Here is a 12,221-nt window from a genome sequence, read left to right on the forward strand (position 1 = left end):
AAAATCAAAGACTTTAAATGAACGTAATAACTAATTGGATTGTTAATATCATTTTTGGAATCTTAACTTTTTGTTTTCTAGTGAGCTGTACCGAGAAGGATAGGCACGAAGAAGGGGAGAAATTGGCTAAGGTGCATTGTGCATCATGTCATATGTACCCGGCTCCTTTAATCTTGCCTCGGCGAATTTGGGGGGAAATGATATTACCTAATATGGGCTTAAAAATGGGTATGTCCCACGGTCCAATTTATAGTTATGAGAATTCGGGAACTCAAATCAATTTGGACCCTATGCTTACTCAAGAAGAATGGGATAAAATAGTTCATTACTATTTAAATAAATCGAGTAATGATTATTCGCAACGTTCGGTTAAAAATCTAGAAATAAGCAGCTTGTTCAAAACGCATCTGTTTTCTTATGATTCTCTATCTGTTATTTCCATGACTTTTTATGACAGTAAAAAACAAAAAGTTTTTTTGGGGAATGCTAGTTCTTCTGAGTTACTTACGGCAGATAACGAAGGCCGAATCCTTAACACTGAGAAATTGGAAAGTCCGCCGGTTAAGATAGCCTTTAAGGATTCTCTGGATTATATTTTAACCATTGGAAGCATGAACCCGTCCGATGTGGCAAACGGCAAATTAAAAATTGGCAGTAAAAGTATAGATAGTTTAAGGAGACCTGTAGATTTTTTAATTCATGATGTTAATTCTGACGGATATGATGATGTATTTATATGTAATTATGGCAACAATATTGGTGATTTTTCTCTATTCGAGAATTTAAAAAATGGAACTTACAGCAAAAAGATAATTCATCCTTTGTCCGGAGCAATAAAGGTGCAAATGGCTAATATGGACGACGATGATGAAGATGAAATTGTGGTTTTGTTTGCTCAAGAACATGAATATATCATGATTTGGGATTACGAGAATAATATCTTTAGTGGTCAAAAAGTGGTTCAATTTCAACCAGCCTTTGGCTCTGTAGATTTTCAATTAAGAGATATGAATGGTGATGGGCTAAAGGATATTATTATAGGTAATGGTGACAATTCAGACCTATCTACGGTTCTTAAAAATTTTCATGGAGTACGGGTTCTATTGAATAAAGGCAATAAAAGGTTTACTGAAGATTATTTCCATCCTATTCACGGAGTAAGTAAAGTAGTGGTAGAAGATTTTGATTTAGATGGATATAACGATATTGTTGCAATTTCAAATTTTGGCAATTTTACAGATTCAAATTTTAAAAGTGTTCAACTTTTATTAAATGAAGGAGAATTAAAATTCACACCAAAATCTATTGATGGTCTACCAGATTTTAGATGGCAAACAATAGATGTAAAAGACTATGATACTGATGGTGATTTAGACCTTTTTTTAGGAGCGTTTAATTTGGATATTGGGCCAAAGGAGTCAAGTATTTCTAGTAATCAAAATATTTCCTGGGTAAGATTAGAAAACACTTTGCATTGAGTTTAATGCAAATCCTCATTAGACCGATCAGGAACATTTATAATACTAGGTTTGCGCATTAATGCGATGATGTCTTTAAGCTCCCTTTCGCTAAGTTTAGAAACTTCTTTCTTGTAATAAAAATTGGCAACCTCATTTATTCCATGGATGTAGAGGTCAAATTTATAATTTTCAAGAACCCAATTCAAGCATTCTTTTTGAGTTGTCTCTTCTTCTAATTTCCAAGCTAGAACGTAAGCCTTTTTGTTTGACAATCTTGTAGTATCTTCTTCCTGTCGGCTGTATTCCGAAATCATAGCGGCCAAAAGGCTTGGGCTTTTGATAAAGTCTTTTGAAAAAAAACCTTTCCCTAATTGTTGATTTAAGCTAGAAGTTAAAATTTGGGGGTGTTCTTGTTCGTACAATTCATAAAATTGGTCCGGTAACTCTTTTGCGAACTTTACTTTGGTAACAAATTCTGTCAATTCTTTTTCACTAATAAAATTATCCCAAGTGCTCCTCAAATAATAATAGTAACCAATAAAAATCACGAGAAAAATGACCAATACAAAAAAAGCAGATTTCAGTATTTTTTTCTTTGAAGTCATGATATTTATTCTTTAGCTCGGATGGTTTTATGCAGAAAACGAATCTAATTAATTATCAATTTATCACCAAATTATAGACCGGTCAAATAGAGGTTGCTTTAATCTATAAAAATGGCTATAGAATAAGGCTTTTAGCATTAAACTTTGTATTTTGTGGGGAACAAACCAGCAAATTTTTTAAATTATTTTTTATGGTTCTCTCCAAAATAAATTACGGGCTAAAAAGTTCAGTTTTTTATATTTTTTCAAGCTTGGTTTCTCTAGCTTTTTTCTCGTGTGGAAACACGAAAGACGATAAAGAAAAGGTAAGTGAAAAAACTCTAAAAGAGTATTTGTTCGCTTCAATATCTTCGGAACAAACAGGCATTGATTTTGTAAACCATTTGGAGGAATCATTAGAGTCCAATTACTATAAATACATGTACACCTATATTGGAGGAGGTGTTGCTGTGGGGGATATTAATAATGATGGTTATGATGATATTTATTTTACCTCAAATTCATCTGATGATAAATTATATCTTAATACGGGAAATCTCAAGTTCAAAGACATTACGGAAGTAGCAGGTATTGAGCAAAAACCTGGTTTTAATACTGGTGTGACCATGGTTGACATTAACGGAGACGGACTTTTAGATATCTACGTATCTAGAGGCGGATGGAAGGATGAAGAGGGTAAATTCAAAAATCTACTTTATATTAATAATGGACTTTCTGGGGAAACAGGTGTTTCTTTCACGGAGCGTGCCGAAGAAATGGGGCTGGCCGATGCCAACAGAACCATTCAGGCTACTTTCTTTGATTTTGATAAGGATAATGATTTGGACGTTTATATTTCGAACACTCCGGATATAACCAGTAGAACGGAAATAATAGATTTAAATAAAGTTCAAAATGATCCTAAAAGTTTAGACTTAAAGGGAAGTGATAGGCTCTATCAGAATGATGGAACGGGACATTTTACGGATATCTCCAAGAAAGCCGGTCTGCTTTATGATATAGGTTTTGGCTTGAATCCTCAAGTGGGCGATTTAAATAATGATGGTTGGGACGATATTTATATCAGCAATGATTTTAATGTGCCTGATTTGGCTTACGTCAATAATGGGGATGGGACTTTTACTGAGTCTAGGGATAAATTGTTTAAGCATATGTCCTTTAATAGCATGGGTAGTGATATGGCAGATATTGATAATGATGGGCTTCTGGATTTAATGACCTTGGATATGAACCCGCAAGATTATGTGCGGTCTAAAACTACCATGGCCATGACATCTGTGGCGGATTTTGAAAACATGGTAGAAAATGGGTATCACCACCAATACATGCATAATATGTTACAGGTCAACAACGGTAATGGTGCTTTTAGTGAGATTGGAAATATGGCCGGTATAGCCAATACAGACTGGAGTTGGGCACTTTTGTCTGCTGATTTTGACTTGGATGGTTTTAATGATGTTTTCATTACTAACGGTGTGTTTAGAGATGTTATTGACCGAGATAAAAACAATGAAATTTTAGAAATTTTACGAACCAACAAAAGAAAACCTACGGATGAGGATTTTCTAAAATTTGCACAGATGCTACCACAACAAAAACTAAGGAATTTTTTCTTTAGGAATAATGGGGATTTAACTTTTGAGGACACAAGTGAATCTTGGGTAGATAGTGCGCCCTCATTTTCTAATGGAGCTGCATATGCAGATTTTGATAATGATGGAGATCTGGATATAGTTGTAAATAACATAAACGATAAAGCTACTTTTTTAGAAAATAGAGCCGTTGATAATCAGCGTAAGCACTATTTGGAGTTAGACCTGATTGCTGCCGGAAATAATACTTTTGGAGTTGGCGCTACCGTAAACTTATACTTTGATGATGGTACAAAGCAAACACGCCAAGTTACGCCAACAAGAGGTTTTTTGTCCTCTGTTCCAAGCTCCCTTTACTTCGGTCTCGGGAAACATTTATCCGTAAAACGGCTGGAGGTTATTTGGCCTGACGGAAAAATTCAGGAATTGAAAAATGTTGATGCCAATCAATCCTTGCAGTTGAATTATCGCTTAGCGGAAACTAAAGTAAATGAGAAAAGTACGGGAGATTTACTTTTTACCAAAGTCACTTTTGATTACCATCATTCAGATCCGTACTTCAATGACTTTGACTTGCAGGTTCTTCTACCCCATAAATTATCACAACTGGGTCCCGCTTTGGCAAAAGGAGATGTTAATGGAGATGAGCAAGAAGATATATTCATTGGCGGGGGAAGAGAGCAAACAGGGCGGCTACTGGTAAATACATCGGGTTCATTTAAGAATATAGCTTCCCAAGCTCTTATAGGTGATAAGGGGTATGAAGATATTGGCGCCGCTTTGTTTGATGCAGACGGAGATGGGGATAATGATCTTTATGTAGCTAGCGGTAGTTATGAGTTTAAAGAAAACCCAAGGATGTTGGTAGATAGGTTGTATTTGAATGATGGTAAGGGAAATTTCAGGAAAGCTGAAAATGCAATTCCTGAAGTTGGTATCTCCGGTTCTGTAGTAGTGCCATCTGATTATGATAATGATGGCGATATTGATTTATTTATAGGCGGAAGACTTATTACGGGCAAATATCCGCATCCTGCAAGCAGCTTACTTTTGATTAATGATGGAGGTAAATTTACGATACAAAATGATAGGTTGGCCCCTGAATTACTAGGGTTAGGTTTAGTGACTGACGCTAAATGGATTGACATAAACAATGATCAACAAGTAGATTTGGTAATAAGCGGAGAGTGGATGGGAATTCAGGTTTTTCTAAATAAGAACAATAAACTTAAGCGTAGTGACGCATACCCAGAATTGGCAAATGCAGTAGGTTGGTGGAACGAGCTCTTAGTTGAAGATATAGATGGGGATGGTGATAAAGATATTGTTGCAGGCAATTTAGGCCTCAATTCAAAATTTCACGCTTCTTATGAGAAACCGTTTGAAATCTACACATCAGATTTTGATATGAATGGATCTGAAGATGTTATTCTTGCCAAGGAATATCATGGCAAACAGGTTCCGGTTAGGGGTAAGGGGTGTATGACTCAGCAGTTACCGCATTTAGCGCAAACCATACCAACTTATACTGATTTTGCTAGTAAGGATTTAAAGGGAATAATGGGCGAAGGCCTGCAGACCGCACTCCACTATAAGGCTACAGAGTTTAGGTCGGGAATATTTAAGAACGATGGTGATAGGTTCAGTTTTGAGCCATTTGAAAATAGATTGCAAATAGCGCCTATTAACAGTATTTTATTTGAAGATTTTGACGGTGATGGTCTTAAGGATTTAGTATTGGCCGGTAATAATTATCAGTCCGAAGTAGAAACTACACGATCCGATGCAGGGGTAGGAAGTTTCTTGAAAGGTAATGGTAAGGGAAAATTCCGCTATACTAATAGCTTACAGTCTGGCTTTTTTGCCGATAAAGATGTTAGGAATATAACGAGTTTGAGTACAAAAAAAGACAGATATCTACTAGTAATCAATAATAATGACCTTCACGATTTGTTTAGGGTAAATACCGTGACCAATTAAAAGTATGCGGCTGTTTACAATAATTATACGGTTTTTCTCATTTTTCTTTTTGGGTTTTTTGGCAACGGAAAACATGGTTGCACAAGATGATTTTCAGAAAGAAAATGATTCTTTGGTAGAAGTATTTTTTAGCGAAACCAAAAAACTAAGACGTGATAACCCGGATAGTGCTTTGGTACTTCTACAAGATAAGCATGAGGAATTTTTAAAAAAAGGAGATACGGTAAATGCCGTAAAAGCCTTGCTCGAAATGCCTTTTATTTATGGGCAGCACGTAGATTACACCAAATCTTATGATACGCTTTGGTTTGCATTATTCTTAGCGGATAAATCTAAAAATGATGAACTAAAGGCTTCTGTTTATAATTGGCTGGGAAGGCTATACAGTTTTTTTAAGCGGAAAGATCAAGCCTTGGAATATTTACAGACATCGCTAAATATTAATCGAAAACTAGTAGAAAAGGGACGGCTACAAGAGGCGGATTTGGTAATGAACTACTATCTGTTGAGTGCAACACATCGTGTATTGGGCCAGACGGAAATGGCAAAGGTTTATTTAGATAGCTGTTTCAGTCACTATGCCCCTGTAAGAGGTCAGTTACCTATGGCTTACCTTAATTTTGAAAAAGCCTTTCAGCTTTCAGAGAGTAACAAAAATGAAGAGGCTCTAGAAATATTAGAAGAAGTAGAGCCTTGGTTTATAGAAAATAGGCCTTCCTATTTGGTTTTGGTATATTCTGATATGGGCGATGTTTATGCGAATCTATCCAACTTCGGACAAGGAAAATTGTATTATAAAAAAGCTTTGGAAGTGTCCAGTAAATATAACAGTCACGTTGATTTTTCTTCTTTGGTACATGAAAAGTTAGCTACTCTGTTTGAAGAAAACGGAGAGTTTGAAAAAGCATTTAAAAATCAAAAAAAGGCTAAAGAAATAGATGCTCAGTTTTTTGATAGCAGAACGGCAATAAATCAAAGTTTGTTGGAAATCAAGGATGAATTTAGGGTTGAAAAAGAAAAGCAGGAACGCTTAGTTCAAAAGGAACGTTTAGAAAAATTAGAGCAAGCAGATGAAATCTACATGTTGCAACGAATAATTTTAATGGGTTCTTTGGTTTTCTTGATTATTATAGGGATTATATTTTTTAAATATCAAAAATCCAGACATCTGGCAGAAAAGCAACTTATTAGGAAAAACAAGCAGCTGGAAATTAAAAAAGGTAAAGAGCTTCTAGCCTTAAAGAACAAAGAATTGGCAGTTACTGCTTTGCAAATGGTTGAGAAAGATGAATTCTTAAAAGAAATCGCAGAGCGTCTAAAAGAAGCGGAAGGGAGCGTAGATAAGCCAGAAATTAAACAAGTTTTAAAATCTATTTCTCACAATAAAAATGATAATTGGGAAGAATTTAGATTGAGATTTACTGCGGTAAACCAAGATTTTTATACTAAAATAACAACACTTTACCCCAAATTAAGTCAGGCAGACCAAAAAATATGTGCTTTGATTAAACTCAATTTTTCCAGTAAGGAAATGGCTAGGCTTTTAGGTATTTCTGTAGAATCGGTGCACACCACTAGGTATAGGTTACGAAAGAAAATGAAACTCGATAGGTCGGTCAATTTAGAGGAATATATATCGTCTATATAGGTAGGTTATAATGAAAATGCTTTTCATGTTAGGGAGATTTTTTATCAAAATACCAAGAAGAGTGTTAAATTGCGGGTATAATATTTTGTAATGAAGAAAGCGAAAGTAGAGATAAAATCAACTTATAATGTCCCCAATTTAGAAAGAGGTTTGTCTATTATAGAATTGTTGGCTACCCGCACCAAGGGGTTGACCCTTGCGGAAATTATAGAAGCACTTTCCATTACAAAGTCCAGTGCTTTTCGTATCGTAAGCACTTTGATTTTTAAAAATTATCTTCAGAAAAACGAAACAACAAAGAAAATTACACTCTCTAGAAAAATGCTCACCCTGGGAATTTCCTCCATGAACGAGCAGAGTATAGTAGAGCAGTCCATAGACGTAATGCGTGCGCTTCGCGATGAGTTAAAAGAATCGGTAATGCTGGGCGTGCTTTTAGGGGCTACGGGTACTATCTTGGAACAAGTACCTTCTTCGCATCCCGTAAAACTTTTTGTAGAACCGGGAACCCAATTTGATTTACATAGCTCCGTAGGAGGTAAATGTATTCTGGCCAATGTTTCTGGAGAAGAGGCAGATGAAGCATTAAGGGGAAAAACGTTAAGAAAATATACCGAAAACACAATTACTTCTAAAAAGGAATATAAAACCGTTCTTAAAGAGGTTAAGGCCAAGGGTTTTGCTGTGGATAACAGTGAAGACATACAGGGAATAAACTGTGTAGGCGCTCCCATTTTTAATGAACACGGTTACCCAGTTGCCGCACTATGGATTACAGCTCCTTATGGACGTCTCCCGGCATCGGAATTTGAGGCCAAGGGCAAAATCGTTAAGCAATACGCATTGGAGATTTCTACAAAACTGGGGTATCTAACCCATTGATTATCATAATTTATTTTCTTAGATAGTCCTAAGGTCATAGACCTTTAGGGTATTATTCTGTAATTTTTTCTTGTTATTTTTTCTAGTGTTTTTCAACGCTAATGGTCTCGTGTGCAAGAATTTGATGTTTTTTAGGGGGTTTGTGAAGGAAATCTTAAAAAAATAGCATCCAAATATATGGATATGTCAAATTTTTATATATTTTTGATTCAAATAAGAAACTAGTTTCATATTTGAATCAAAAACAACACCACATGGAAGCAACTATTTTAAATGAAAAGAATGCTCCTAGTACTATTGAAAATGGTGAGGGAGTGTTCGAAAATGGAGAACTACGCATAAAAGTTGATTTTATAGACGATTGTGGAGCCGATGTACCTGTATATAACGGAGTATTCAATAAGGGTTTGAATATGCCGGCAATAATATTGGGTGCATTGAACTCATTAGGTGTAAAGTTGAAAGTTTTGGAAACGGAGATTGGAGAAGGCTCAACTAAGCGGTTGCGTGTATTTAAGGAGAAGTCTGAAAAAAAGAACACAGTTAAGGAAATTAGCGTTCAGAAAACTTTCTTAGAAAAAAAGGAGGCGGAGGTTTCGTCTTTAAGTGTGCGTGATAGGGAATTCTTGAATAGAATTACGCTTTTTATGGAAGAGAATATGTCCGATGATACCTATTGGGTAGATGACCTTTCTTTTGATATGAATACAAGTAGGTCTACGTTTTTTAGAAAATTAAAAAAACTTACAGGTCATGCGCCTAAAGATTATATGAAGAATATAAGGCTTTTAAGGGCTGGTGAATTGTTAGAAAAAGGGCAATTGCGCATTGCGGAGGTAAGCTATCAAGTAGGGTTTAGTGACCCCAATTATTTTAGTAAGTGTTTCAGAAGATTTTATGGTACTTCACCTTCTGATTATAGCATGTTAAGCAGTGCCAGTTAGTAAAGAAATAGGTATATTTAATTATAGATCAAGTAACCGATAATCATGAACAAATACTCACATTTTTTAATTCTTGCTGCGGTGCTAGTTTCGGCCTGCAACTCTCCCAAAACATCTAATGAAATGAAATCTACCACAGATTGTGATGATAAGGTAACTTTTACCGCAGAACAAATAGACCATCTTGGTATAACGGACACAAACCATTTAAGTGCAGCATCAAAAAGAGCTTTAAAGTGGCCAACGGATTTGGGTAATGAATGGTTTATTCAGTTTGGTCCACTTCAACCTTTAAAAGGGGATTTGGCTTATGAAGAGGGTGTTGTTCGTCGTGATCCAAGTGCTATTATTAAGGAAGACGGCAAGTATTACGTTTGGTATACGAAAAGTACGGGTCCAACCCAAGGTTTTGGTGGTGATATTGAAACGGAAAAAGTGTTTCCTTGGGACCGTTGCGATATTTGGTATGCAACTTCTGAAGATGGGTGGACGTGGAAAGAAGAAGGTCCTGCAGTTACTAGAGGTGAAAAGGGCGCTTATGATGACCGTTCTGTCTTTACGGTAGAGATTATGAAATGGGAAGATAAATATTACCTCTGCTATCAAACGGTAAAATCCCCATATAATGTTCGGGTAAAGAATCAAGTAGGCCTGGCTTGGGCAGATTCACCAAACGGACCATGGACCAAAAGCGAAGAGCCTATTTTGAGCCCTGCGGATAATGGAATTTGGAAAGGTGAGGAGCAAAACCGCCATTTAGTTGAGAAAAAGGGAGATTTTGATAGTCATAAAGTTCATGATCCTTGTATTCTACCGTATAAAGGAAAATTCTATTTGTACTACAAAGGAGAGCAAATGGGTGAGGAAATTACTTTTGGTGGAAGACAAATTCGTCATGGGGTGGCAATAGCGGATAATCCTAAAGGGCCGTATGTAAAATCACCTTATAACCCGATCAGTAATAGTGGTCATGAAATCTGTGTATGGCCTTACAATGGCGGTATAGCATCTTTGATAACTACTGACGGTCCGGAAAAAAACACCCTCCAGTGGGCACCGGACGGTATCAATTTTGAAATTAAATCTGTAATTCCGGGAGTTAATGCACATGCCATTGGTTTGAACAGGACGGCAGATGTTGAAAAAGAACCTACAGAAATTTTACGATGGGGTTTAACACACGTTTATAATAATAGTGATTATCAAAGTATAATGCGGTTTTCTTCAGAGAGAAAAACGTCTCACACAGCAAAAGGCGAATCTAAATAATAGAGAATATAGTTAATGAAAGCAACAGTTTATAAAGGAAACAAAACGTTTTCTGTAGTAGAAAAGGAGATTGAAGAACCTGTAAAAGGTGATGTTAGGATCAAAGTGGCTTACTCAGGGGTTTGTGGTACGGATGTGCACATCTATCATGGTATGATGGATAAAAGGGTTTCCATGCCTCAGACCATTGGTCATGAGATGTCCGGCGTTATTGATGCTGTGGGAGAAGGAGTAGAAGGTTTTGAAGTGGGGGACAAGGTAGTTGTTCGTCCTTTGGATGATCGTAAGGTTAAGGCTTCTGATAAAGGATTCAATCATATTTGTGAAGAATTAAAATTCATTGGTATTGATAGTCCGGGTTCTATGCAACAATATTGGAATGTACCTTCATTTGTACTTCATAAACTAAAAGCGGAAACCGATTTAAAATTGGCCGCATTAATAGAGCCATTATCGGTTGCTACGCATGATGTTCGTAGAAGTGGATTGGTTGCAGGGGAAACTGCAGTTGTTCTGGGTGGCGGACCAATAGGTCTTTTGGTGGCTATGGTGGCCAAAGATGTAGGGGCAAATGTTATTATTTCGGAAGTAAACGAAAAACGTATTGCCAAAGCTGAGTCTATGGGGTTACATGCCGTAAATCCTATGAAAGTGGATTTGGTTGAATATGTTAAGGAGCAAACCGATAATCGCCGTGCAGATGTGGTTTTTGAAGTTGCAGGTGTACAGCCCGCTTTGGATATTATGTGCGAGGTAGCCGGTATTCGTGGTAGAATATTGATGGTAGCTATTCACGGAGAGAAGAAGCCAGTGGACCTTTTCAAATTTTTCTGGAAAGAGCTTAGTTTGATTGGGGCCCGAGTTTACGAGAAAGAAGATTACGAGAAATCCATTCAGCTTATAACGGAGAATAAACTTCCTTTTGAAGATATGATAACGGACGTACAGCCGCTGACCAATATTCAACAAGTTTTTGAGAACATAGATAATAATCCTGACGGTATGAAAGTACTAATGGACTGTCAACAATAATTAAGAGAATCAACGCATAAGAAAATGAGCACATTAAATCAATTTAGCCTAAAAGGTAAAACAGCTTTAGTAACAGGTTGTAAAAGAGGTATTGGTAAGGCTATGGCCGTAGCATTGGCAGAAGCCGGTGCAGATATTATTGGTGTGAGTGCTTCTTTGGAGAAGCATGGAAGCATGGTAGAGCAAGAAGTAGAAGCTACCGGAAGAAAGTTTAAGGCCTATACGTGCGATTTCAGTAATAGGGAATCATTGTACGAGTTTATAAAAGAGGTGAAAAATGATTTCCCTAAAATTGATATTCTTGTCAACAACGCAGGTACTATTCTTCGTGCCCCTGCAGTTGAGCATTCTGATGAATACTGGGATAAGGTTATTGAAATCAACCAAACTGCACAATTCGTTTTAACTCGTGAAATAGGTAAAGAAATGGTAGCTCGCGGTGAAGGTAAGATTATTTTTACAGCTTCATTGTTAACGTTCCAAGGAGGTATTACAGTACCTGGTTATGCCGCTAGTAAAGGGGCAATTGGCCAAATGACCATGGCTTTCGCCAATGAATGGGCAGGTAAAGGTGTTAATGTAAATGCTATAGCGCCAGGTTACATCAGTACGGATAATACTGAGGCACTAAGAAATGATCCGGATAGGTCTGCATCTATCTTGTCTAGAATACCTGCGGGTAGATGGGGCAAGCCAGAAGATTTTGCAGGACCCATAGTCTTTTTAAGTTCAGATGCAGCAGCTTATATGAGCGGTGTTACCATGCTGGTAGACGGCGGTTGGATGGGTAGATAATCAACTCAAGAAGA

Annotated in this window: 9 protein-coding genes; 8 read left to right on the forward strand and 1 reads right to left on the reverse strand. The window is 36.8% G+C overall.

The genetic code is table 11. From position 1 onward, the window contains the following. Positions 1-197 precede the first annotated feature (197 nt). On the forward strand, positions 198-1,478 hold the full coding sequence (locus H9565_RS10180) for an FG-GAP repeat domain-containing protein (protein ID WP_215439241.1): 1,281 nt from the start codon (positions 198-200) through the stop codon (positions 1,476-1,478). 2 nt (positions 1,479-1,480) lie between these two features. Here the strand turns inward: H9565_RS10180 and H9565_RS10185 are convergent, their stop codons facing one another. Further along, positions 1,481-2,065 (reverse strand): transglycosylase domain-containing protein, encoded by a 585-nt coding sequence (locus H9565_RS10185; RefSeq protein WP_215439243.1) that lies wholly within the window; start codon positions 2,063-2,065, stop codon positions 1,481-1,483. Between the two features lie 191 nt (positions 2,066-2,256). On the opposite strand from H9565_RS10185, the gene H9565_RS10190 reads away from it, so the two are divergent. The 7 genes from H9565_RS10190 (at position 2,257) to H9565_RS10220 (ending at position 12,207) form a co-directional block, all read left to right on the forward strand. Beyond that, complete coding sequence (locus H9565_RS10190) at positions 2,257-5,637, forward strand: VCBS repeat-containing protein (protein WP_215439245.1); 3,381 nt, start codon at positions 2,257-2,259, stop codon at positions 5,635-5,637. Positions 5,638-5,641: 4 nt separating this feature from the next. After that, positions 5,642-7,285 carry a tetratricopeptide repeat protein gene (locus H9565_RS10195; RefSeq protein ID WP_215439247.1) on the forward strand — a complete coding sequence of 548 codons (1,644 nt, stop codon included), beginning with the start codon at positions 5,642-5,644 and terminating at the stop codon, positions 7,283-7,285. Between the two features lie 90 nt (positions 7,286-7,375). Beyond that, the gene (locus H9565_RS10200) at positions 7,376-8,167 is read left to right on the forward strand and encodes an IclR family transcriptional regulator (protein ID WP_215439248.1); all 792 of its coding nucleotides are present in this window, start codon (positions 7,376-7,378) and stop codon (positions 8,165-8,167) included. A gap of 254 nt (positions 8,168-8,421) precedes the next feature. Then, complete coding sequence (locus H9565_RS10205) at positions 8,422-9,111, forward strand: helix-turn-helix domain-containing protein (protein WP_215439250.1); 690 nt, start codon at positions 8,422-8,424, stop codon at positions 9,109-9,111. A 45-nt stretch (positions 9,112-9,156) separates the two neighbouring features. Then, the gene (locus tag H9565_RS10210) at positions 9,157-10,380 is read left to right on the forward strand and encodes a glycoside hydrolase family 117 protein (protein ID WP_215439252.1); all 1,224 of its coding nucleotides are present in this window, start codon (positions 9,157-9,159) and stop codon (positions 10,378-10,380) included. 15 nt (positions 10,381-10,395) lie between these two features. Continuing rightward, positions 10,396-11,412 carry a zinc-dependent alcohol dehydrogenase gene (locus tag H9565_RS10215; protein WP_215439254.1) on the forward strand — a complete coding sequence of 339 codons (1,017 nt, stop codon included), beginning with the start codon at positions 10,396-10,398 and terminating at the stop codon, positions 11,410-11,412. Between the two features lie 24 nt (positions 11,413-11,436). Next, complete coding sequence (locus tag H9565_RS10220; protein ID WP_215439256.1) at positions 11,437-12,207, forward strand: SDR family NAD(P)-dependent oxidoreductase; 771 nt, start codon at positions 11,437-11,439, stop codon at positions 12,205-12,207. Positions 12,208-12,221 lie beyond the last annotated feature (14 nt).

The sequence above is a fragment of the Zobellia russellii genome (genome assembly GCF_018728565.1).
Taxonomy (GTDB): Bacteria; Bacteroidota; Bacteroidia; order Flavobacteriales; family Flavobacteriaceae; genus Zobellia; species Zobellia russellii.